This is a genomic window from Rhizobium skierniewicense (assembly GCF_014196515.1).
GTDB lineage: Bacteria > Pseudomonadota > Alphaproteobacteria > Rhizobiales > Rhizobiaceae > Agrobacterium > Agrobacterium skierniewicense.
Genome location: NZ_JACIDV010000014.1, coordinates 73237 through 95428, shown reverse-complemented (window position 1 = coordinate 95428; position 22192 = coordinate 73237). Strand labels below are relative to the sequence as shown.

Sequence of the window (22192 nt, the reverse complement as noted above, 5' to 3'; positions counted from 1 at the left end):
TAGTTATGTTTGTGAGATGAACTTTAGCTGGACACCCCATCGTTTTGTCGGAGGCGCATTGGCGCTCGATGTCGCCAACAGCGTCATTCTGCGCTTCGACCACGAAAAATCAGTGGACCGCTTTGCGGATCCTGAGCAGCTGGCGAGCTTTTGCGCAGCAGCTGCTCTCATGTCGGCAGAGCGTGAGAGATTGCCTGCGCTCGTGCCACCCTTACCCGAAGACCGGCACTCCCTCATCGATCTGCGCGAGGCGACTGATCGGTATTTCCGCCGGTTGATTGAAACAGGTGCGGATGACGATCATCTTCTGGCAGATCTTCTCATGGCGTCTGCCACATCGCTCAAAACCGCGCGAACCAAACAATGCCTTCAGGCTGCAACGGCCCGTTCCGTGCTGACCCTTCTGGCGGGACCGAATCGACAGCGCTTACGGATCTGCGGGAATTGTGGCTGGCTTTTCATCGATCGCAGCAAAAACCGCAGCCGTATCTGGTGCGACATGGCTGTCTGCGGCAATCGCCAGAAGGCGGCCAAGCACTACAGGCGAAAAAAGGAGACGGCTTGATGAAGGGGCTCGTCGCTCTTATTACCGCCGCTCTCCTGCTAGCAGCCTGCCAACGTGAAGAGCAGCGGGATATGGTCAGCGTGTCCGGCCGCATGTTCGTCTTCAATTATCGTGTGGCCACGGCGACCTATCTGGTGACGCTTCAGCCAACGTCCCCCATCAAAGACGGAAGCACCATCGAAGCCAGCTTCGAAAACCCGCGTGGCGGCGATCCTTTTGCCATCACCGAAAAGCTGCTTCCCAAAAATCTGAGGATCGTGTTGCAGAGTCCCCCGGTAGAATGCGTCAGAGAAGGCCGTCCTTACGCGGTCACGATACGCATACGAGCGCCGGATGGTCATGTCATGCAAACCATAGACACAAGTGTCACGTCGGATACCGATCAGTCTCTGCTGCCCGCAAAACCTTTGGTCGTTGGCCCGCTCTACACGCCAAACCCGCATGTGTTCAAAGCCGATGGGACGACAGATATGGCACCTGTTCAAGGATGTCCGGCACATTGATCATGGCTTTGCCCTTGCCGCGACGCATGGGCACAAAAAAACGGAGCCGAACGGCCCCGTCTTTCATTATATTCAATAGCTTGAAGACCGGGCCTCATAGAATGAGTCCGTCTCTTCGGAAACTGAATCAGCCGACGATTTCGGTTTCTGCGAACCAGTAGGCGATTTCCTGAGCGGCGGTTTCAGGAGCATCGGAACCGTGCACGGAGTTTTCGCCGATTGACAGGGCGAAGCTCTTGCGGATCGTGCCTTCGTCTGCGTTTGCAGGGTTGGTCGCACCCATGATTTCGCGGTTCTTGAGGATGGCGTTTTCGCCTTCCAGAACCTGAACGATGGTCGGGCCGGATGTCATGCCGTCGACCAGTTCGCCGAAGAAAGGACGTTCCTTGTGAACGGCGTAGAAGCCTTCCGCTTCGCGCTTGCTCATCCAGACGCGCTTGGATGCGATGATGCGCAGGCCGTTGTCTTCGAATACCTTGGTGATGGCACCCGTGAGGTTACGCTTGGTTGCGTCCGGCTTGATCATCGAAAATGTGCGTTCAATCGCCATGTGTCCGTATCCTTATTCTTGAAGAAAGTGGGCGGTGTTTACCCGCCCGAAGACCTGAAAACAAGGGGTATGGCCAGATTTGACAACGCGCCTGTCACATTTCACGCCGCCGTCACACTTCGCCCGCGTGCGCCATGCAGGTCGAGGCAGCGCTCGAACCAGTCGCGGACCGGATCGTTTCGACCAAAGATGTCTGCGCCTGAAATGACGCGGACCCATTGCAGCGCGCCGAAAACGATGTAATCCGCAAACAACGGGCTTTCGCCGCCGATAAAGGGCTGAAAGCCCAGCATGCGACGGATGGGCTCTAGTTTCGCCGGAAAGGCGGCGATCTCGGCGTCACGATTGGCCGTCACCTCTTCGAGCGTCTTTCCAAAAAGCCTGGTACGGCTTTCGCGGAAGTAGTTGCGATCCTGCTCGTCCAGAATGTCGTGAATATCGACCACCGCAAATTTGGCGATAGCCGGATGCAGCGTGGTCTGTGACCAGCTTTCCACAAAGCGAGCCAACGACTTGCCGCCCTCGCCATTGAACAACGACGGCGCATCCGGATAGGCATCGTCCAGGTAAAGGGCGATCTCAAAGCTGTCCTTTACCAGCCGGTCACCATCACGAAGGATCGGCACGGTTTTCGAAAAGCCGTTCTCCACGCCCGGAATGGCCGTGAACGCCATAGGACGCTCTTCGAAATCCAATCCCTTGTGCGCCAGTGAAAGAACCGTTTTCCAGCAATGGGGAGAAAACGGGCGGCTGTTGTCACTGCCGCACAGCGAATAGAGAGTTCTGGAGGTCATGATCGGTCCTTTCGAAGCGTCTGGATGGGGTCATACAAACAGGCGCTCCCCATTTAATCAAATAACGAAAACTGATGACACCCATCAACACGACGTCGGGCTTGGCCCCTCCTGCCCTTCGCGGGAAAGAGACCAGCGCATAAACGGGGGAAACTGTGGCTTTCGCGCTCTTGCGTTCACAACTGAGTTCGGCCAAAACGGCGCCATGATTACCATCTCAGACGTTTCCGCCCGTATTGCCGGGCGCCTTCTCCTCGATCACGCCAGCGTGTCGCTTCCAGCGGGCACGAAGGCTGGCCTCGTGGGCCGCAATGGCGCGGGCAAATCCACCCTTTTTCGCATCATCACCGGCGATCTTGGCGCTGAAACCGGCGAGGTCTTCATTCCCAAGAATGCCCGCATGGGACAGGTCGCGCAGGAGGCACCGGCCACGGAGGAAAGCCTGATCGACATCGTGCTGGCCGCCGACAAGGAACGCGCGGCCCTGATGCTGGAATCAGAGACCGCGACCGATCCGGGTCGCATTGCAGATATCCAGATGCGCCTTGTCGATATCGACGCGCATTCGGCCGAAGCGCGCGCCTCCAGCATTCTGGCCGGTCTCGGCTTTGATCAGGACGCCCAGCTTCGTCCGGCCTCGTCTTTCTCCGGCGGTTGGCGCATGCGCGTGGCGCTGGCGTCCGTTCTGTTTGCCGAGCCGGACCTGCTGCTGCTGGACGAACCGACCAACTATCTCGACCTTGAAGGCACCTTGTGGCTGGAAGATTATATCCGCCGCTATCCCTACACCGTCATCATCATCAGCCATGACCGCGATCTCCTGAACAACGCCGTCAATGCGATCGTGCATCTGGACCAGAAGAAGTTGACCTTCTATCGCGGCGGATACGACCAATTCGAGCGTCAGAAGGCCGAAGCCGACGAATTGCAGACCAAGGCCAAGGTCAAGAACGATGCGGCCCGCAAGCATTTGCAGAGCTTCATTGATCGCTTCAAGGCAAAAGCCTCCAAAGCCAAGCAGGCGCAGAGCCGCGTGAAAGCACTTGAGCGCATGGGTACGGTCTCGTCGGTCATCGAAGACCACGTCCAGCCGATCACCTTTCCGGAACCGGAAAAGCAGCCCGCCTCGCCCATCGTCGCCATCAACGGCGGCGCAGTTGGTTACGAACCGGGCAAACCGATCCTCAAGGGTCTGAACCTGCGCATCGACAATGACGACCGCATCGCGCTGTTGGGTTCGAATGGCAACGGCAAATCGACCTTCGCCAAGTTCATCTCCGGGCGTCTTGCCCCGGAAACAGGTGATCTGCGGCTGGCACCATCGCTGAAGATCGGCTTCTTCGCACAGCACCAGCTGGATGATCTCGTGCCGGAAGACAATCCGGTCGAGCATGTGCGCAAGCTGATGCCGCAGGCACCGGAAGCCAAGGTGCGTGCCCGCGTGGCGCAGATGGGTCTGGCAACAGAGAAGATGGCAACGCCCGCCAAGGACTTGTCCGGCGGTGAAAAGGCGCGTCTGTTGATGGGTCTGGCTGCGTTCCATGCGCCTAACCTGCTCATCCTCGACGAGCCGACCAACCATCTGGATATCGACAGCCGCCGCGCGCTGATCGAAGCGCTGAACGATTATAATGGTGCGGTCATCCTCATCTCGCATGATCGTCACCTGATCGAAGCAACCGTTGACCGTCTGTGGCTCGTCAACAATGGCACGGTGACGACATTCGAAGGCGATATGGATGAATATCGCGACCTCATTGTCTCCTCGGGTAAAAAAAAAGACGAAAAAATTGAAGTCGTCCTAGACGGCGCTTCAAAGGCGGACCAACGCAAGGCGAATGCTGAAAAGCGCGCCTCGCTCGCTCCCCTCAAGAAAAAGATCAACGATATCGAGTCGTTGACAGCAAAGCTTGAGAAGCTGATTCAGGCGCTTGACAGGGAGCTTGGAGACGCGAGCCTTTACGAAAAGGCTCCGGCCAAGGCCGCACTGAAAGTCAAGGAGCGCGGAGAAGCCGCAGCCAAACTCTCCGAGGCGGAGGAGCAGTGGCTGCTGCTTTCCAGTGAATATGAAGAGGCAATGGCGGGCTAGGTCCCGCCACGCTGTCAGGAGCCAGGCATTTCGATTCGTCCAGAGCGACGAAGAATACCCCATTCGACCCGTCCCCCAGACACATACCGGTAGAGCGCCTTCAAGGTGGAGTAGTAAAGGATCTGCCTGAACATGAAACGTTGGCTGACGTAATACAGGAACGGAAACCTGTCCTGCCGGTAATCCAGCTTATAAGCGATCAGCCCATAGGCTATTTCTATGATCATATGCACTGCCATATAAAAAAACACAAAGTGAAAAACCGGGGCTCCTTCACCGATGCCAGTCAGCAACTGGAATAAGAATGTCGCCAGTGACGCCAGCGCCACAAAGTCCACGATCGGAGAGACAAGCGCGGCGACCACTTGAAACAGCCATACCTGCGGTATGGCGATTAATGCGATACCCGCTGAGAACCGGTCTCGACGGATTGACGTGTGCTTCAAAAGGCACTGAAGCGTTCCATACGACCAGCGCAATCGCTGCTTGATAAAATCCCGAACGGTGTCAGGTGCCTCCGTCCAGGCTATCGCAGATGGCTCATACAAGGCTTTCCAGCCCATACGTTGAAGAAGGATCGTCAAATCCTGATCTTCAGCGATCGTGTCTTCAGGAAAGCCGCCGGCATCCAATATTGCCTGCCTGCGCCAGGCTCCGACAGCACCGGAAACGACCATCATGGCGCTCAGCGAGGAAAGGGCTATCCGCTCCATATTCTGCGACGTCACATATTCCACCGACTGCCAACCGGTGAGAATGTTATGCCGGTTGCCGACCTTCACGTTACCCGCAACAACCCCGACGGAGGGATAGCCGAAATGTTGAAGCAATCGAACCACGGTTTCGGGTTCGAAATGCGTGTCTGCGTCGAGCGCTATGATGACGTCGCTCGTGGCCAGACGCATGCCATGGTTCAGCGCCGCTGCCTTGCCGGCGTTGGGTTGGGTAACAAGTGTCACCCGCTCGTCGTGACCAAAGTTCTCAAGCACGCGAGCGGCTGTTTCATCCGACGACCCATCATCGATCACGATAATGTCCGGCAGAATGTTCCTGCTTTCAAGAAGCCTCGTTATCGTACCGACAATGACTTTTTCTTCATTGTGGCACGGGATGATGACGCTGATCATCTCTTGATTCTGATCATCCCAGACTCTGCCCGAGGTCTGGCTCCCTGCCTGTTCGGAAACGGCTCGTAGGCGTATTCCCAATGCCGCTAGAACGAGTATTCGACCCAATCCTAGCGCCATCATACTGATTAAGAACCACCTCAAAATTTTCTCGAAAATTGATATTTCCAGATTATTATCAATTGATTTTGAATATGAAACCGTTACTCCCAGCAAAATAAAATACAAATAAAACAAAAAAACAACAAAACGTAAAGAATGAGGGTGGATTTCTCCACCCTCTGAATTTTTATATTCATAGTTACAAAACCTATCTTAATAAAAATGTATTCTTAAAAAAATTTATACGTATATCCGCACGATATCTAAAATATTTACTGCGTGCTTACTTTCTAAAATTAGTCTATGCTTTAAGTGACGGTTGTGAATTACCGTCACCTTTATGTACACCAGAAGAAGCAAACCATCAAGTTAACACTTTTTGGTTGCAGTTATAAATAACGCTCTACGATTCAACCACTTAGAACATTGCTCATGTCCGGCCGAAAAAAAGTGATCGATCAGGGTTTGGAAAAGCCGCATTCCCTTCGGGCAAAACGTGCAGCAACACCAACTCGAATTTGCGGGAAGCCAGGACCAAATGCGGCTCCTTCACCGCGACAAATTCCGACAATGCACCTCCCGGTGTCGGCTTGCCGCCTACCGGGTTTCTGTTACAAAGGCACGGATCAAGCCTTCCTCACTGAATCAGCCAAACGGATTTCTTTCATGTCAGCTACCAAGCTCGCTATCGTCGGCGTCGGCAAAATTGTTCGCGATCAGCACCTTCCGGCCATTGCGGCCAATCCGGATTTCGATCTGGTTGCCACAGCAAGCCGCCATGGCACCGTGGATGGCGTCGCATCCTATGGCACCATCGAAGCGTTGCTCGAAGCCGTACCCGAGGTTCAGGCCGTATCGCTGTGCATGCCACCGCAATATCGCTATACAGCGGCTTACGCAGCATTGAATGCAGGCAAGCATGTCTTTCTCGAAAAACCACCGGGTGCCACATTGTCTGAAGTGCAGGATCTGGTTCGGCTGGCGGATTCCAAAGGACTTTCGCTGTTTGCCAGCTGGCACTCACGCTATGCGCCTGCCGTCGAAGCCGCCAAGAGCTTCCTGGCCTCCACGAAAATCAACAGTGTTCACGTCATCTGGAAGGAAGACGTCCGTCATTGGCATCCCAACCAGGACTGGATCTGGCAGGCAGGCGGCCTTGGCGTGTTCGATCCGGGTATCAACGCGCTATCGATCATCACGCACATTCTTCCACGCGCGCTGTTCATCACCAAGGCCACGCTTGAATTCCCCGAGAACCGCGATGCGCCGATTGCAGCCGACATTCAGTTTTCGGATGTGACGCAACTGCCTGTTCATGCCGAGTTCGACTGGCGGCAGACAGGCAAGCAAAGCTGGGATATCGTGGCTGAAACGGAGGCTGGTCAGATGGTTCTTTCCGACGGCGGTTCGAAGCTCTCCATCAACGCGGAGCAGACGCCTGTCCAGCCCGAGCGCGAATATCCGGCCCTTTACGAGCGCTTTGCCGAGATCATCAAGGCGAAGACATCAGATGTCGATCTTGCACCGCTGATGCATGTCGCCGACGCATTCCTGCTCGGTCGTCACAAGTTCGTCGATTCGTTCTTCGACTGACCACATTTACAAGGCGCGATTGACGAAACGGTCGCGCCCTTCTTTCTTGGCCTGATACAAGGCTTCATCGACGCTCTGCAACAGCGAAAGGCGATCGCTGCCCGCCTGCGGAGCAATGGCGCCACCGATGCTGAGCGGCGCATGCACCAACCGACCATCGATGTTGAACGGATGACGAAACGCTTCAAGCAGGCGCTCGGCCAGCGTTGAAAGGTCATGTGACCGGGCTGGCCTGGGAACAAAGACGGCAAACTCGTCTCCACCCATGCGCACGGCAATGTCTTCGGACCTGATCACATTGCGGATGCGATTTGCAGCCTCGTGAAGAACGCGGTCTCCAACACTATGGCCGAGCGTATCGTTGATCGCCTTGAAACCATCCATATCCAGATAGAGAGCGCCAAAGGTTTCGTTGGACTGCAGCGCTGCATACATCTGCGAATCCACCAGCGCACTCAAAGCCTCGCGATTGTAGAACCCCGTCAGCGGATCGGTCATGGCGGCATCCCGCAAGGCGCGTTCTGCAAGGCTCATGGTGAAATTGGCTTTTTGCAGTCGAAGCAAGGCGCCGGCCAGGACAGCGAAACGCTTCAGGCTGGCGATTTCGCCCGGTTGTAGCTGGCGCGGAGATGTATCGAGAATACAAAATGCTCCGACAATCAGTCCAGGCTCCAGCTCGATGGGTGCTCCGGCATAGAAACGGAACTTCTGGCCCCCTTGAACATAGGGAAAAGCAGACAATTCCGGGTGAGCACTCAGATCGGGAACCACCAGCACGTCGTTGGAAAGCACCACCCTTGTGCAGATGGAAATGTCCCGGGGGCATTCGACCACTTGAATACCCGCTTGATGCGCGATGTGCAGCCAGTCCTCGTCAACGATATGAACCGCAGCACGCGAGGTTTCAAACACGCCCTTGGCAAGCTCGGAGAGAGCAGCCAGTTCCGGCGTCGGGCCCGATCCGAGAATGGAACGCACGCCCACAAGACGCTCAGTTTCATTTGCAGGCCACGGTACGGATTGACCCATGTCGATCTCCTCATTTCTATGCAATGCACCGCGAACCTATCGCTGCATATAGCGTTTTTATTAGCGCGCCACATTAGAACAACCTTGAATAACGGCTGATGTGGTTCTCAATCCAATCTTGCGTCGCGCCTTCGCCGTCCGACTCGCTTGAAGTTGCAGCTTGTAGACCGGTTTTTTCTCACAACCCTCACTCGTATTGATGCTCCACTTCAAAAAAAAGTGAAGCGAAAGAAAATCAACCATAAGAATCGATAGTGTCCGCCTTTTCACACCGGAGTTGGTATTTTCCAGCTTGTGAACATCAGCGGGGCGGCGTATTCACGCACTGGTTGGCGCCAGCCAAATACACCCGTACCAATCCGTTGGAGGAGTGGGGTTGCGAGGGGAACTCGGATCTTGATGGGATGTCGCCGCCTGAATGCCATGAAGGCCCCGTCTGGCGTAGTGATATCGTCCAATGCGGAGAGCACTCATGGAGCGTGTATTTTTCAGCATCGCACCGCAGCCCTATGCGGCCTCAAGACTCCGTGTCATCTGTCAGCACGGGGCCTCTTCTGCTCGCCAGGAGCCTGAGGGCGTTTCGTCTGACTGCCAAATTTAAAACAGTCAGGAACTCTTGATGGTTGATCAACCCAAACCCTTATCCGCTTTTTCAAAACTATGGCTCGCGTTTCTCGGCCTCGTTCTCGTCGCTGCGGGTCTCTTCTTCACTTATTTCGGCGCCAAGCTCGCCATGGCAGGTGGCAGCCTTTATTTTATCATCTCCGGCATCGCCCTTGTTCTCGGCGGTCTGCTCATTGCCTTGCGCAAACCATCCGGCGCCATGCTATTCGGCCTCGTCTTCATCGGCACCGTTGCCTGGTCCCTATGGGAAGTCGGCGTTGACTTCTGGCCGCTGATCTCCCGCCTTCTGGCGTTGACGGTTGGCGCGACTGTCGTTGCCCTTTCCGTTCCGCTGCTGCGCCGCGCAGCCGGAAAAACACCGGCCTATGCCGGTTCGTTCATTCTGGCGATCCTTCTGGGAGCCGCATCCGCGGCCGGCATGGCCGGCATGTTCGTGCCGCATCCAACTGTTGTTGCCAGCGGCGAGGCCCCGGCACTGACGCCTGTTTCGGTTGAAACCGAACAGAAAAACTGGGAACATTACGGCAATACCGCAGGCGGCAGCCGCTTCGTCGCGCTCGATCAGATCAATCGCGACACCGTCAAGAATCTCGAGGTAGCCTGGACCTATCACACCGGCGATACACCCATCAGCCCCAATGGCGGCGGTGCCGAAGACCAGCAGACACCGTTGCAGGTGGGTGACCGCGTGTTTTTGTGCACCCCGCACAACAACGTAATTGCACTGGATGCCGATACCGGCAAGGAAATCTGGAAGAACGAGATCAATGCCAAGTCGTCCGTCTGGATGCGTTGCCGTGGCCTTGCCTATTTCGATGCCACGCGCCCGGTCCAACAACCCAGTCTGCCTGGTTCCACGCCGGTCACCGCAGCAACCGTTGCTGAAGGAGCGCTGTGCCAACGCCGCATTTTGATGAACACAATCGCGGCGGAACTGATCGCTCTCGATGCCGACACGGGTGCATTCTGCCCTGACTTCGGCACCAATGGCCGTGTCAACCTCAAGGAAGGTCTCGGCAACGCGCCAGACCCGAGCTATGTTCTGACATCGGCACCGACACTGGCTGGCACAACCGTCGTGATCGGCGGACGGATCGCCGACAATGTACAGGTGGATATGCCGGGCGGCGTCATGCGCGGTTTTGATGTCATCACCGGGCAGCTACGCTGGGCGTTCGATCCGGGCAATCCCGACATCACCCTCATGCCGCCTCCAGGCCAGACCTATACACGCTCGACACCCAATGTCTGGGCCTCGATGTCCTATGACGCTGCGTCCAACACCGTGTTCATGCCGGTTGGCAGCCCTTCGGTTGATCTCTACGGTGCGACCCGGACAGAACTCGACCACAAATACGGCGCCTCCATGCTGGCACTCGATGCCACAACGGGCCGTGAAAAGTGGGTCTACCAGACGGTTCACAACGACCTCTGGGACTTCGACGTGCCGATGCAACCAAGCTTCATCGACTTCCCCAAGGCAGATGGCTCGACCGTTCCGGCGCTGGTATTCGGCACCAAGGCTGGTCAGCTCTATGTGCTTGACCGCGCGACGGGCAAGCCGTTGACAGAGGTTAAGGACATTCCCGTCAAGCCCGGTAACATCCCCAACGAGCCCTATGCCCCAACGCAGAAGCTTTCCGTCGGCATGCCGCAGATCGGTGCTCAGACGCTGACCGAGAGCGATATGTGGGGCGCAACACCGTTCGACCAGCTTCTGTGCCGCGTTGCCTTCAGGGGCATGCGCTATGACGGTGTCTACACCGTTCCCGGAACAGATCTAGCGCTCAACTTCCCAGGGTCTCTCGGCGGCATGAACTGGGGCGGTATTTCCATCGATCCCAACACCGACACGATCTTCGTCAACGACATGCGCCTGGGCTTGTGGATCCAGATGCAGGAAGCGGCACCCACGACGGCCGTCAACAGCGGTTCCGAAGCCACCAACACGGTCATGGGTCTGGTGCCGATGAAGGGCACGCCCTATGCGGTCAACAAAAACCGCTTTCTCTCGGCACTCGGCATTCCCTGCCAGAAGCCTCCGTTCGGCACGCTGACCGCCATCAACATGAAGACGCAGAAGATCAACTGGCAGGTTCCTGTCGGCACGGTGCAGGACACCGGTCCGCTCGGCATCAAGATGGGTCTCCCCATCCCCGTGGGCATGCCGACGCTGGGTGGCACGATGACCACGCAAGGCGGTCTCGTCTTCATCGCGGGCACCCAAGATTATTATCTGCGCGCCTTCAGCACGGCGACCGGTGAAGAAGTCTGGAAAGCCCGCCTGCCGGTCGGCAGCCAAGGCGGCCCGATGAGCTACAAGTCGCCGAAAACCGGCAAGCAATATGTGGTGATTTCCGCCGGTGGTGCCCGGCAATCTCCCGATCGTGGCGATTATGTCATCGCCTATGCTTTGCCGGGCCAGAAGTGAGGCCACGCATTATCTGAAAATGGAAATGGCCGGGGATGACCCGGCCATTTTTGTGATCGTCAAGTAGAGGAATCCTCGCGTAAAACCTTGGCCCTCAAGCCTTTTTCTGCCAGCGTCCTTCCGGCGATTGCTGCCAATAGGTCAGCGTATGCCCCTCGCCTTTCATCTTTTTCCACTGGCCGCGCGCGCCATCCAGTTGCGCGGCGTCATAACCGTCGAACATGAACACGACGCGCTCATAGCCGTCGATCGGAGGTGGCTCCGCTCCGTCTACGATAAAGCGAACGTTGGCAGCGTTGCGATTTTCGCCGGATGCGGTCAGCAGAACGGGCTGTTCAGCGGCTGTTTCAGAGAGGTCGCTGCTATGCGGCATGAAACTGTCGTCGCGAAATGTCCACAGATGCACATCGAGCACATCCCGACGCTCCTCAGTCGCTGTCTGGACCGCGACTTTCCAGCCGCGCTCCAGTGACTTTTCAAGAAGCGGTGGCAAAGCGTCTTCCAGCTTCGATTCGGTCAGATGGTAAAACAGGATCTCCGTCATCGGCCTGCCAGTCGCGTTTTGCCCGCCAATGATCAATCCTCGTAATGGGCGCGAACGAGTTCGTTCAGCAGGCGCACACCGTAACCGGAGCCCCAGGACTGGTTGATCTCGTTGAGCGGTGAGCCCATGGCGGTTCCGGCGATGTCCAGATGCGCCCATGGCGTGTCGCCAACGAAGCGTTTGAGGAACTGTGCGGCGGTGACGGAACCAGCAAGCCGACCGGAACTGTTCTTCATATCGGCAAATTTGGAATCGATGATCTTGTCGTATTCCTTGCCGAGCGGCATGCGCCAGAGCTTTTCCTGTGTCGTGTTACCCGCGCGCGTCAAGCGGTCGGCCAACTCGTCATCATTGCAGAACAGTCCTGCCTGGAGATTGCCCAATGCGACGGTAATAGCGCCTGTCAGTGTTGCCAGATTGATCATGAACTTCGGCTTGAAGCGATCATTGGTATACCAGAGCGCATCCGCCAGCACGAGGCGGCCTTCGGCGTCGGTGTTGATAATTTCGATGGTCTGGCCGGACATGGAAGTGACGATATCGCCCGGCCGCTGCGCATTGCCATCCGGCATGTTTTCCACAAGACCTATAACACCGATGACATTTGCCTTCGCCTTGCGTGCCGCCAGCGTGTGCATGAGGCCCGTCACGGCGGCTGCACCTCCCATGTCGCCCTTCATGTCTTCCATGCCCGCACCGGGCTTCAGCGAAATGCCGCCCGTGTCGAAAACCACGCCCTTGCCGACAAAGGCAATCGGCTCATCTTTCTTGGCGCCGCCCTTCCACTGCATGATGGCGAGGCGTGGCGGGCGGACGGACCCTTGGGCGACGCCCAGAAGCGCCCCCATGCCCAGCTTCTTCATTTCCTTTTCGCCAAGGATTTCAACCTCGACGCCGAGCTTCTTCAACTCTTCCGCCTTTTCGGCAAATTCCACCGGACCAAGAACGTTTGGCGGCAGGTTGACGAGGTCACGCGCCAGAATAACGCCCTGGGCTTCGGCTTCGGCTGTCTCAAACGCCTTTTTCGCGTCATCATGAACCGCCGTCACGATGGTGACGTCGACGCTTTTCGGCGTCTTGTCGTCGTCGGACTTCTTTTTCGTCTTGTAGGTATCGAAGCTATAGGCGCGCAACAGAAGGCCCAGCGCGAAGTCGGCTGCCGCCTTGCCATCGACTTCGATGCCCATCGCGTCCAGATGGATGACGACCTTTTCGGCCTTCTTGAACTGCGCAGCAGCCGTTCCACCGGCGCGCAGCCAGTCATGCGCCGTCAGCTTGGCCGGCTTACCGAGCCCGATGACGACGATTCTGTCGGCTTCGGACCCCTGCGGCGCCAGTACGTCCAGAACGCTCATCGCCTTGGCGGCGAAACCGGAAACTTTGGCAGCTTTCACAAGGACGCCGGCAGGATCGACCTGCGCCTGGCCAGCGGGCGCATTTTCGCCCGATACCTGCAGCAGAACAGCGCTGGCATTTTCAAGGGAAGCGGAATTGGCAAAGGATATATCGAATTTGGCGGACATCTTCTCGCTCATCAGTGTATTTCAGGAAACGCCGGATCATGGCCTTTTACGGCGTCAGCGCAACCCTGCAATCGGCCTGTGTGGTGTCAATTTTGTGAATCACTCATGGAAGGACAGCAAAAATCGCCCTTAACAAAAAGACACAGGCTGCAGAAAAATTATCGCACAAGACAGATTTGTGTGCGGTGCGGAGTCGCCATCCGCGATTGTTACAGCTAGATAAGAGCAGTTCCCGCGGGGGGAACATGCATTGCGATTACGGCATCAGGGACTGAATGACGCTTCTTGAACGATACATATTGCGACGCACGACGCAGATGTTTCTGGTCGCGCTACTGCCTGTTCTAGCCATCATCTGGACGATTCAGGTTCTTCAGCGAATCAATCTCGTCACGGATACCGGCCAGTCCATGGGCTCTTTCATTACTTTGGCGACGATGTTGTTGCCAACGCTCATTCCCGTCGTCCTTCCGTTTGCGCTGGTCATCGCCATTACGCAGACGCTGACGGCAATGAACACCGACTCGGAATTGGCCATTATCGATGCATCGGGCGCTTCACGCTGGATCATTTGCAAGCCCATCCTGATTCTCGGCACGGTCCTTAGCCTCGTCTCGTTCGGAATCACGAATTTTGCCGAACCACCCGCCCGGACCGCAGCACGACAGATGGTTGCCGCTGCCTACGCAGACCTTTTATCCTCGGTTATCGAAGAAAAGACGTTCCGTACGATTCAGGACGGCCTCTACGTGCAGATCGGCGAACGTCAGGGGCGTATTCTGCGCGGCCTGTTCGTCGCTGACCGTCGCGACCCCAATTACGACCTCATCTATTATGCCAAGGAAGGCATGATCGATGAAGGCGGCACGTCCTTGACCATGCGGGATGGCGAAGTGCAGCAAAAGACGCCGGATGGAAAAGTCTCCGTTGTCAAATTCCTGTCCTACGCTTTCGACCTCTCGACAATGTCCGAAAAAGACAACAACGAGCCCTCAATCTCTTCAAGCGATGCGAGCCTGGCTTTCCTGCTCTCGCCAGATGAGACGGTGGAAAGCTACAAAAAAGCGCCGGGCGGTTTTCAGTCGGAACTGCATAGACGTCTCGTGGACTGGATGTTCCCGTTCGTTTTCGCGCTGATTTCGCTTGTGGTTGCCGCTGATGCACGCTCTCACCGGGAGGCGCGTCTGCATCCGATGGTTGCGGCGCTCCTCACAGCATTCATGCTCCGCTGGCTCGGTTTTTACTTCACCAATCAGGTCAAGCAGAGTGCTGCCTTCATTCCGCTGGTTTATGCCGTGCCGGTGGTAAGCGGCGGTATAGCGGCCTTCCTTTTGATGACCGGCCAAAAACTGCGCATGCCCCGTGCTTTCAGCAATGCTGTTCATAACCTGCAGAAGCGTTCGTTATCATCCAAAGCTTCCGGTTCGGGAGGTCAAGGCGCATGATGTTTGGAACTCTCTCCCGTTATTTTCTGCGACGTTACGCGATGACAACCTTCTGGTTCCTGCTGGGCGTATCGGCCATTATCTTTCTTGCCGACTTCAGCGAGACGGCCCGACGCATGTCTGGCCTGCCGGGATATTCCGTACCCGCGGCTCTGGGCCTGACGGCGCTGCGCCTCCCGCTCATTCTTCAACAGACGGTTCCCTTCATCGCCCTTTTCGTGGGCATGACCACACTGATCTCGCTCAATCGTCGCTACGAGTTGGTTGTCACGCGGGCAGCCGGGATCTCGGCCTGGCAGTTCATTTTGCCATTCGTGGGCGGTGCCATTCTTCTTGGTGTCCTGTCCATCCTGGTCCTCAACCCCATTGCTGCCTGGGGTGAAAGCAAATCGCTTTCCGTCGAAGCGGGATGGCGTAATGAGGGTGGTCCGTCTCGCGAGCAGCAGGTTTTGCCATGGCTGCGCCAAAGCAGCGGCGGACAAGACACGATCATTGGCGCCAAGAGCTTTGAAGAAAACGGTACCCTTCTCAAGGATGTGGTGCTAGTGCACCTCGACCAGAATGGGAATATCCTTCTGCGCCAGGACGCACAGTCGGCTAAGTTGGAAGATGGTTACTGGCTTCTTAACAACGTCGCAGAGATCAGACCGGGTCATGTTCCAACCCGGGAAGCGTCCACGCGGATCAGTACCAATCTGAGACAGGAATTCGTTCAGGAACGCCTGACACAGCCCGAAACCGTTGCTTTCTTTGATCTTTCTCACAAGATAGACGTCGCTCAGTCCTTCGGTATTTCTTCGAAAGCGCTGGAGACACAGTACCACTTCCTGTTGTCCATGCCTTTTCTTCTCGTGGCGATGACCTTGATCGCCGCGACTGTTTCATTAAAGTTCAGCCGGTTTGCACAATCCCGCTCAGTGATTCTGGGTGGAATCGTTTCCGGCTTCGTGCTTTATGTAGTAACCGTGCTCGTAAGGGCATTCGGGAGTAGCGGTGTTGTTCCTCCCTTCGTTGCGGTCTGGGTTCCAGTCGTCGTAGCGTTGGCATTGGGGGCGACTATTCTGCTTCATCAGGAGGACGGCTAGTGGCGGTATTTGACCGCGGGAATATCAGACGGCTTTCGACAGCCCTTCTGACTGGTGCTGCTGTGTGCGCATATGTTGCAACCGCTTCGAGCGTTTATGCTCAAGACGGTGTCATCGTTGGCGACCCTCAGGACCAATCAAAACTCCTGCTTACAGCGAACGAACTGACGTATAATAAAGATTCAGAACGCGTGGTCGCGACCGGTGGTGTGCGTCTGAATTATACCGGCTACCGAATGGTGGCCCAGCGTGTCGAATACAATCAATCGACAGGCCGCGTGCTTGCACGCGGCAACATCGAGCTGATCGAACCGAACGGTAGCCGCATCTATGCCGACGAGCTTGATGTGACCGACGATTTCGGCCAGGGGTTCGTCAACGCACTTCGGGTCGAAACGCCCGACAACACCCGCGTCGTCGGCGAAAGTGCCGAGCGGCTCTCGCAAGACGTCATGGTGTTGAACAATGGCGTCTACACGGCTTGCCTTCCCTGCACCGAGCGCCCTGGAAAGGCGCCGCTGTGGCAGGTTAAGGCGCAGCGCGTCATTCAGGATGGCAAGAAGCAGACGATACGTCTGGAGAAGGCTCGTTTCGAACTTTTCGGCAAACCTATTGCCTATCTTCCTTTCATTACTGTCCCTGACAATACAGTAAAGCGTAAGTCCGGGTTTTTGTTCCCTCGCATGAGCGTCACGGACAATCTCGGCTTTGGTGTCAGCGTCCCCTACTTCCAGGTGCTGTCCGATACCGCGGACGCGACCATCACGCCAACCTACTACACCTCGCAGGGTCTGCTGCTGGAAGGCGAGATCCGCCAGAAGTTCGAGCGTGGATCGCACGAATTGCGCGTGGCTGGTATCAACCAGAGCAACCCTGAGGACTTCGATCCCAACACGACCGACGCGGAAAACGATACGCGCGCGATGATCGCCTCGAAGGGTGACTTCACCATCAATCCGCGCTGGACGTTTGGCTGGGATGCGATGGTCCAGACCGACAACAACTTTTCGCGCACTTACGGGCTGAAAGGTTACAACGGCGGTACCCAGACCAATCAGATATACCTGGAAGGTGTCGGGGATCGGAACCGTTTCGAAGCGAAGGCCTACTACTTCAACGTTCAGGACAACGACCTTTCGGAATCGGAAGAGCGCAAGCAGGCCATCGTTCATCCTGCGGTGGACTACCGGTATTTTCTGCCAGATCCGGTCTATGGCGGAGAGCTTTCGCTGACGACCAACTTCACGAGCCTGACGCGAGAAAAACAGGACGCCTACGCTTTGGGCGACTCGATTCGCTACAATGGCATGGAGGGCAGCTACACGCGTCTATCGACGGAAGCGGAATGGAAGCGCACCTTTACCTTCGACAGCGGTTTGCTCCTGACACCCCTTCTGGCTGCACGCGGAGACGCATTGTGGACCGATATGTCTGCGAACAGCTTCGGCACCTCGTTGAACTATGATGGCACCATCAATGACGATGCCAGCATGCGCGGAATGGCAACGCTTGGCCTTGAGGCCCGCTACCCCATTCTGTTCACCGCGCTTCACAGCAATCACGTCATCGAGCCAATCGCGCAAATCTTTGTTCGTCCGAATGAAGGCTATGCTGGCGAACTTCCGAACGAAGATTCCCAGGCCTTTGTCTTTGACGCCACGAACCTTTTCGAGCGTGACAAATTCTCGGGCTTCGACCGCATCGAAGGCGGAACGCGCGCCAATATCGGCATTCGTTACACCGGTACCTTCGACAATGGTTATGGTATTCGTGCCGTCGCCGGTCAGTCGTTCCATCTGGCAGGCCAAAACTCGTTCGCCCAGAACGACCTTGTGAATGTCGGTGCGAATTCGGGTCTGGAAACGGACCGTTCCGACTACGTGGCGATGGCCGCGATCGACGCTCCTATCGGCCTTTCGCTCTCGTCCAGCTTACGCTTCGACAAGGACAATCTGGAAGTCAATCGGTCTGAAACGGGCGTGAGTTATACAAACAGCCGCGTTTCCGGCACCGTGAGCTACACGCAGGTCGAGGCACAGCCTGACTATGGCTACGACAGAAAACGTGACATCATCCAGGCTTCCGGCAAGCTGCGCATGAATGACAACTGGTCTCTGTTCGGTGCCATCAATTATGATCTGAACAACAAGTTCACCAGCGAACGCCGGATCGGCATTCAATATCAGGACGAATGCACCATCTTTGCCGTCAGCTTCTCTGACAAGGGAAATCTGCAGTCGGTCCGCGAAGATGCGAACGACTGGTCCGTCAACGCCCGACTGGCGTTCAGAACGCTGGGCGATATCGCTGTCGGGACAGCCGATGCCAGCTGGGGCGAAGCGGACCTGGGTTGGAAACCGAATTAAAGAGTTGAGCGGCGGCGAGGTGAAATCCTCGCCGCTTTTGTTTTTCCGCATGTGTGAATGCGTGTTTCCCCAACACGCCACCGTTTTGCCGCAACATATCGTCAATGTCTAAGGCACGTGATGATTGCCGTTCCAACCATATCAATGATGTGAACGTCTGCACTCACGGCAAAACTGCAACAAAATTCAGTTTTTCGGTTGACGAGCGGCTTGATCCGCTTCATCCGATATTCGAGATGTTTAGAAAAACACAGTCGTGGCATTGCTCACCGACAAGTCGACAGGGAGAGAACAGGATGAAACTCGGAAAGACGGCATTGCGCAGCGTAGCATTCGCCTTTGCGATTTTCGCAGTTCCCATGGTCATTGCGTTACCGGCGCATCAGGCCTTCGCCGAAAGCGCAGTCCGGGTCGTTGTCAACAAAACGCCGATCACCAGTGACGATATTGCGCGCCGTACGGCCTTCCTCAAATTGCAGCGCCAGTCTGGAAACCTTCAGGAGAAGGCGCGCGAACAGCTGATCGACGAAGCGCTGAAGCGTGAAGAGATTGCGCGCGTGAAGATGTCCGTCAGCACGTCGGATGTCGATGCGTCATTCGCGCGGTTTGCATCAACGAACAAGATGACGACGGACCAGTTGACCAAGGTTCTGGCACAGGCGGGTGTTGGCGCCGAGCACTTCAAAGCCTACATCGCCGTTCAGATGAGCTGGCCACGCCTCGTTAATGCGCGTTATGGCGGTCGCAACAAAATGTCGACGCAGGACTTCGTCACGCGCCTGAAAGAAAAGGGTCAAAAGCCCGTCACGTCAGAATATTTCCTGCAGCAGATCATATTCGTCATACCGGAAGCCAAGCGGAATGCCATTACGGGCAAGCGCAAGTCCGAGGCAGAAGCCTCTCGTAAACGGTATCCCGGTTGCGAGCAGGCCAAGACTTTTGCAGCGACCATGCTCGACGTATCGATCAAGGATCTTGGCCGCATGCTGGAACCGGAACTGCCGACCGACTGGAAAGAACTTGTCGAGAAAACACCTGAGGGTGGCACCACGGGGACGCGTGTGACAGAAAAAGGCGTGGAGTATCTGGCGGTCTGCAAGAAGCAGCAGGTGTCGGATGACTATGCCGCTGAGGTCGTTTTCCGCGCCGAAGACCTGGCCAAGGCCGACAAGGGTGAAAATCCCAACGAAAAGAAGTACCTGGAAGATCTGCGTAAGAAAGCCCAGATTACCAGCACCTGATGTGAAAGCAGACTTTGTGACACTGTCTAACCTGCCTATCGCACTGACTCAGGGCGACCCCGCCGGAATTGGTCCCGACATCACAGTCGGCGCCTGGGTAAAGCGTCATGAGCTTGGCTTGCCGCCCTTTATCCTCGTCGGCGATCCGGATGTCATTGCAGCGCGCGCGCATTTGCTTGGCCATGATATCCATGTTCAGGCCTGCGAGCCCGAGCAGGCGCCATCGTTGTTTTCGACAGCGCTGCCGGTGCTTCCCATCCCTGTCGGTTTCGAGGTGCAGATCGGGCAGCCGCATGTTGGCACAGCACTCGCCACAATCAAATCCATCGAAACAGCTGTTGCTCTGACCGTTGAAAAGCGCACGTCAGCGGTCGTGACGAACCCAATCGCAAAATCGGTGTTGTACGAAGCCGGTTTTGGTTTTCCCGGACATACGGAGTTTCTGGCCGAACTGGCATTCAAGCTCATGGGCCAGGTCGTAACGCCTGTGATGATGATCGCGGGTCCAAAGCTTCGCGTCGTGCCGGTCACCATTCATATTCCCCTGAGCGACGTGGCCGGGGCGTTGAGTGAAGCGTTGATCATCGATACCTGCCATATCGTGGCTGCCGGTCTCAAAGAAAAATTCGGCATCGAAGCCCCTCGCCTTGCGGTGGCGGGATTAAACCCACATGCGGGCGAAGACGGCACCATCGGTCTTGAAGATCGCGCCATCATCCACCCTGCGACCGCTCAGCTTCGAAAGGACGGTATCGACGCCTTCGGCCCTTTGCCCGCCGATACGATGTTTCACGCTGCGGCCCGCGCGCGCTACGACGTGGCGATCTGCATGTATCACGATCAGGCCTTGATCCCGGCCAAGGCACTTGGCTTCGACGATTCGGTCAATGTCACGCTGGGCCTTCCCTTCATCCGCACCTCGCCCGATCACGGCACAGCCTTCGGGATCGCCGGACAGGGCATTGCCGACGAATCAAGTCTCGTGGCGGCATTGAAGATGGCAGCCGACATCGTGGCGCGTCAGGCCAGCACATAATGGCAGCCATTGATGGGCTACCGCCTCTGCGCGACGTCATCCAGCGCCACGGGCTCGATGCGAAGAAATCACTGGGACAGAACTTTCTGCTCGATCTCAATCTGACCCAGAAGATCGCGCGCACAGCCGGCCCTCTGGATGGCGTCACCGTCTTCGAAGTTGGCCCCGGACCCGGTGGTCTGACGCGTGCCATTCTCTCATTGGGCGCCAAGAAGGTCATCGCTGTCGAGCGTGATAGCCGTTGCCTGCCCGCTCTGGCGGAAATCTCCGATCATTATCCCGGCCGCCTCGACGTGATCGAGGGCGATGCGCTCAAGGTGGATTTCGAGACCCTGGTGCCGAAAGGTGAGCCCGTTCGCGTCATCGCCAACCTTCCCTACAATGTCGGCACGCAATTGCTGATCAACTGGCTTTTGCCGAGGAACTGGCCACCCTTCTGGTTGTCGCTGACGCTGATGTTTCAGAAGGAAGTCGGCCAGCGCATCGTCGCGGAAGATGGCGACAACCACTACGGTCGCCTTGGTGTTCTCGCCGGTTGGCGCACCGTGCCAGAAATGGCGTTCGACGTTCCGCCCCAGGCTTTCAGCCCGCCACCGAAGGTGACATCGACCGTTGTCCATCTGCTCCCGAGGGACAAGCCTTTCTCCTGCGATGTCGCCAATCTCGAAAAGGTCACTGAAGCCGCGTTTGGGCAGCGCCGCAAAATGCTGCGCCAGAGCGTCAAATCGATCGGTGGAGAAGCGCTTCTGGAAAAGGCCGGAATAGACCCAACACGAAGGGCTGAGACATTGTCTGTCGAGGAATTCGTCCGGTTGGCGAATATGCTTGGCGATACACGTTAGAGCGTCTCGACCTTAGACCCGCGATGATTACCGCACCGGCGAGGCCGGGACTTCTTCCAGCAAGGCTCTGACGAAATCGAACATGCCATGGCGGCGGTCGCGGCGAACGCGTTCGGCTTTGACAATGGCTTCGATGGCTTCGAATGCAGCCTGGAGATCGTCGTTGAGGATGACGTAGTCATAGTCGCGCCAGTGCTCGATTTCCGAACGCGAATTGGCAAGGCGGGTCTGAATGACCTCTTCCGTATCTTCGGCACGACGATGCAGGCGCGACTGCAGTTCCGTCATGGTCGGCGGCAGGATGAAGATGGAGACGACGTCAGCCTTCATCTTGTCCTGGAGCTGTTCGGCACCCTGCCAGTCGATGTCGAACAGCATATCCTTGCCTTCCGCCATCGCAGCTTCGACAGGCTCGCGCGGGGTCCCGTAGAAATTACCGTGCACCTCGGCCCATTCCAACAACTCTTCGCCATCACGCATGCGCTCGAAATCACGCTTTGAGATGAACTCGTAGTGGATGCCGTCGATCTCACTCTGGCGTCGCGCGCGCGTCGTGACGCTGACGGACAGGCTGATATTCTTGTCCTTTTCCAGCAGATTGCGGGCAATCGTGGATTTGCCGGCACCCGATGGCGATGAAATGACCAGCATCAGGCCTCTACGGGCAATATGGACGGGAGGAATGCTGGCGGACGCCATGGGG

Annotated in this window: 18 protein-coding genes; 11 read left to right on the top strand and 7 right to left on the bottom strand. The window is 56.6% G+C overall.

What is annotated here, in order from left to right:
• Positions 1-16: 16 nt before the first annotated feature.
• On the top strand, positions 17-565 hold the full coding sequence (locus GGQ73_RS19520) for a CGNR zinc finger domain-containing protein (RefSeq protein ID WP_183897508.1): 549 nt from the start codon (positions 17-19) through the stop codon (positions 563-565).
• On the top strand, positions 565-1068 hold the full coding sequence (locus GGQ73_RS19515) for a hypothetical protein (RefSeq protein WP_183897507.1): 504 nt from the start codon (positions 565-567) through the stop codon (positions 1066-1068). Before GGQ73_RS19520 ends, GGQ73_RS19515 begins: the two co-directional genes overlap by 1 nt.
• A 127-nt stretch (positions 1069-1195) precedes the next feature.
• Here the strand turns inward: GGQ73_RS19515 and ndk are convergent, their stop codons facing one another.
• Complete coding sequence (ndk, locus tag GGQ73_RS19510) at positions 1196-1618, bottom strand: nucleoside-diphosphate kinase (RefSeq protein ID WP_045231849.1); 423 nt, start codon at positions 1616-1618, stop codon at positions 1196-1198.
• Between the two features lie 101 nt (positions 1619-1719).
• On the bottom strand, positions 1720-2412 hold the full coding sequence (locus GGQ73_RS19505; RefSeq protein ID WP_183897506.1) for a glutathione S-transferase family protein: 693 nt from the start codon (positions 2410-2412) through the stop codon (positions 1720-1722).
• 205 nt (positions 2413-2617) lie between these two features.
• Here GGQ73_RS19505 and GGQ73_RS19500 point away from each other — a divergent pair, with 205 nt between their 5' ends.
• Positions 2618-4501: an ABC-F family ATP-binding cassette domain-containing protein gene (locus GGQ73_RS19500; RefSeq protein ID WP_174152604.1), complete on the top strand. Its 1884-nt coding sequence runs from the start codon at positions 2618-2620 to the stop codon at positions 4499-4501.
• A gap of 14 nt (positions 4502-4515) precedes the next feature.
• Here GGQ73_RS19500 and GGQ73_RS19495 read toward each other — a convergent pair whose 3' ends face one another.
• Complete coding sequence (locus GGQ73_RS19495) at positions 4516-5865, bottom strand: glycosyltransferase family 2 protein (RefSeq protein WP_183897505.1); 1350 nt, start codon at positions 5863-5865, stop codon at positions 4516-4518.
• A 531-nt stretch (positions 5866-6396) separates the two neighbouring features.
• Between GGQ73_RS19495 and GGQ73_RS19490 the strand changes: the two genes are divergently transcribed.
• Positions 6397-7323: a Gfo/Idh/MocA family protein gene (locus GGQ73_RS19490; RefSeq protein WP_183897504.1), complete on the top strand. Its 927-nt coding sequence runs from the start codon at positions 6397-6399 to the stop codon at positions 7321-7323.
• Positions 7324-7329: 6 nt separating this feature from the next.
• On the opposite strand, the gene GGQ73_RS19485 is transcribed toward GGQ73_RS19490, so the two are convergent.
• Positions 7330-8352 carry a sensor domain-containing diguanylate cyclase gene (locus tag GGQ73_RS19485; RefSeq protein ID WP_183897503.1) on the bottom strand — a complete coding sequence of 341 codons (1023 nt, stop codon included), beginning with the start codon at positions 8350-8352 and terminating at the stop codon, positions 7330-7332.
• Between the two features lie 619 nt (positions 8353-8971).
• Here GGQ73_RS19485 and GGQ73_RS19480 point away from each other — a divergent pair.
• Positions 8972-11407 carry a glucose/quinate/shikimate family membrane-bound PQQ-dependent dehydrogenase gene (locus GGQ73_RS19480; protein WP_183897502.1) on the top strand — a complete coding sequence of 812 codons (2436 nt, stop codon included), beginning with the start codon at positions 8972-8974 and terminating at the stop codon, positions 11405-11407.
• 94 nt (positions 11408-11501) lie between these two features.
• Here GGQ73_RS19480 and GGQ73_RS19475 read toward each other — a convergent pair whose 3' ends face one another.
• Positions 11502-11951: a DNA polymerase III subunit chi gene (locus GGQ73_RS19475; protein ID WP_183897501.1), complete on the bottom strand. Its 450-nt coding sequence runs from the start codon at positions 11949-11951 to the stop codon at positions 11502-11504.
• Positions 11952-11983: 32 nt separating this feature from the next.
• A complete protein-coding gene (locus GGQ73_RS19470) occupies positions 11984-13474 on the bottom strand; it encodes a leucyl aminopeptidase (RefSeq protein WP_183897534.1) in 1491 nt (496 codons plus the stop codon).
• Positions 13475-13749: 275 nt separating this feature from the next.
• On the opposite strand from GGQ73_RS19470, the gene lptF reads away from it, so the two are divergent.
• The 6 genes from lptF (at position 13750) to rsmA (ending at position 21489) form a co-directional block, all read left to right on the top strand.
• Positions 13750-14919 carry an LPS export ABC transporter permease LptF gene (lptF, locus tag GGQ73_RS19465; RefSeq protein ID WP_174152598.1) on the top strand — a complete coding sequence of 390 codons (1170 nt, stop codon included), beginning with the start codon at positions 13750-13752 and terminating at the stop codon, positions 14917-14919.
• Positions 14916-16004 carry an LPS export ABC transporter permease LptG gene (lptG, locus tag GGQ73_RS19460; RefSeq protein ID WP_174152597.1) on the top strand — a complete coding sequence of 363 codons (1089 nt, stop codon included), beginning with the start codon at positions 14916-14918 and terminating at the stop codon, positions 16002-16004. Before lptF ends, lptG begins: the two co-directional genes overlap by 4 nt.
• Positions 16004-18370 (top strand): LPS-assembly protein LptD, encoded by a 2367-nt coding sequence (locus GGQ73_RS19455; RefSeq protein WP_183897500.1) that lies wholly within the window; start codon positions 16004-16006, stop codon positions 18368-18370. Before lptG ends, GGQ73_RS19455 begins: the two co-directional genes overlap by 1 nt.
• A gap of 296 nt (positions 18371-18666) precedes the next feature.
• On the top strand, positions 18667-19611 hold the full coding sequence (locus GGQ73_RS19450; protein ID WP_174152595.1) for a SurA N-terminal domain-containing protein: 945 nt from the start codon (positions 18667-18669) through the stop codon (positions 19609-19611).
• Positions 19612-19627: 16 nt separating this feature from the next.
• The gene (pdxA, locus tag GGQ73_RS19445) at positions 19628-20647 is read left to right on the top strand and encodes a 4-hydroxythreonine-4-phosphate dehydrogenase PdxA (protein ID WP_183897499.1); all 1020 of its coding nucleotides are present in this window, start codon (positions 19628-19630) and stop codon (positions 20645-20647) included.
• Positions 20647-21489 carry a 16S rRNA (adenine(1518)-N(6)/adenine(1519)-N(6))-dimethyltransferase RsmA gene (rsmA, locus tag GGQ73_RS19440; protein ID WP_183897498.1) on the top strand — a complete coding sequence of 281 codons (843 nt, stop codon included), beginning with the start codon at positions 20647-20649 and terminating at the stop codon, positions 21487-21489. The genes pdxA and rsmA overlap by 1 nt, the downstream gene beginning before the upstream one ends.
• 27 nt (positions 21490-21516) lie before the next feature.
• Here the strand turns inward: rsmA and gmk are convergent, their stop codons facing one another.
• Entirely contained in the window at positions 21517-22188 is a 672-nt protein-coding gene (gmk, locus tag GGQ73_RS19435) for a guanylate kinase (RefSeq protein ID WP_174152592.1), read from the bottom strand.
• Positions 22189-22192 lie beyond the last annotated feature (4 nt).

Coding starts and splice junctions, on each gene's coding strand:
- GGQ73_RS19520 (WP_183897508.1), top strand. CDS start 17: ATGAACTTTAGCTGGACACCCCATCGTTTTGTCGGAGGCGCATTGGCG.
- GGQ73_RS19515 (WP_183897507.1), top strand. CDS start 565: ATGAAGGGGCTCGTCGCTCTTATTACCGCCGCTCTCCTGCTAGCAGCC.
- ndk (WP_045231849.1), bottom strand. CDS start 1,618: ATGGCGATTGAACGCACATTTTCGATGATCAAGCCGGACGCAACCAAG.
- GGQ73_RS19505 (WP_183897506.1), bottom strand. CDS start 2,412: ATGACCTCCAGAACTCTCTATTCGCTGTGCGGCAGTGACAACAGCCGC.
- GGQ73_RS19500 (WP_174152604.1), top strand. CDS start 2,618: ATGATTACCATCTCAGACGTTTCCGCCCGTATTGCCGGGCGCCTTCTC.
- GGQ73_RS19490 (WP_183897504.1), top strand. CDS start 6,397: ATGTCAGCTACCAAGCTCGCTATCGTCGGCGTCGGCAAAATTGTTCGC.
- GGQ73_RS19485 (WP_183897503.1), bottom strand. CDS start 8,352: ATGGGTCAATCCGTACCGTGGCCTGCAAATGAAACTGAGCGTCTTGTG.
- GGQ73_RS19480 (WP_183897502.1), top strand. CDS start 8,972: ATGGTTGATCAACCCAAACCCTTATCCGCTTTTTCAAAACTATGGCTC.
- GGQ73_RS19475 (WP_183897501.1), bottom strand. CDS start 11,951: ATGACGGAGATCCTGTTTTACCATCTGACCGAATCGAAGCTGGAAGAC.
- GGQ73_RS19470 (WP_183897534.1), bottom strand. CDS start 13,474: ATGTCCGCCAAATTCGATATATCCTTTGCCAATTCCGCTTCCCTTGAA.
- lptF (WP_174152598.1), top strand. CDS start 13,750: ATGACGCTTCTTGAACGATACATATTGCGACGCACGACGCAGATGTTT.
- lptG (WP_174152597.1), top strand. CDS start 14,916: ATGATGTTTGGAACTCTCTCCCGTTATTTTCTGCGACGTTACGCGATG.
- GGQ73_RS19450 (WP_174152595.1), top strand. CDS start 18,667: ATGAAACTCGGAAAGACGGCATTGCGCAGCGTAGCATTCGCCTTTGCG.
- rsmA (WP_183897498.1), top strand. CDS start 20,647: ATGGCAGCCATTGATGGGCTACCGCCTCTGCGCGACGTCATCCAGCGC.
- gmk (WP_174152592.1), bottom strand. CDS start 22,188: ATGGCGTCCGCCAGCATTCCTCCCGTCCATATTGCCCGTAGAGGCCTG.